Origin of the sequence: Streptomyces sp. UNOC14_S4 (genome assembly GCF_020740835.1) — a bacterium.
GTDB lineage: Bacteria > Actinomycetota > Actinomycetes > Streptomycetales > Streptomycetaceae > Streptomyces.
Map to the genome: position 1 here is coordinate 1 of NZ_JAINFC010001068.1, position 521 is coordinate 521.

General features: G+C 74.5%; 1 protein-coding gene. It reads right to left on the reverse strand.

All coding sequences use genetic code 11. The annotated features are described in order from the left end of the window. A partial coding sequence (locus K6I34_RS37935; protein ID WP_374231129.1) for an acyltransferase family protein occupies nt 1–521 on the reverse strand: 521 nt, incomplete at both ends.

The window sequence follows — 521 nt, forward strand, 5'->3', positions numbered from 1 at the left end:
GCCCCTGACCGCCCCGGCCCCGCCCGGCCAGTGTCACGACCACCGGCCAGGCCAGGTAGAACTGCCACTCGACGGCGATGCTCCACAGGTGCGCGAAGACGCGGGTGCCGGAGGCGTTCCAGTACCCGATCTGCTCGGTGACGAAATGCCAGTTCACCGCCTGGGCCGCGACCCACGGCGCGTCGTCGAGCGCGAAGAGCAGGACGGACGGCGCCCCGAACGCCCAGGTGAGCAGGAGGGTGGCAACGACCGTGACCCCCAGCGCGGGCAGCAGACGGCGGGCCCGCCGACCCCAGAACGCGGCCAGCGCGACGCGGCCCCGGTCCGCCGTCTCCCCCAGGAGCAGGCCGGTGATCAGGAAGCCGGACAGCACGAAGAAGAGGTCGACTCCCAGGAACCCCCCGTCGAGGTGCCCCGCGTGGAAGAGCAGGACGGCGAGCACGGCCAGCCCGCGCAAGCCGTCGAGCGGGGCTATGCGGGCGGCACCGGCGGTACGGGCCGGGTCGCGAGCGGGCCCGGGG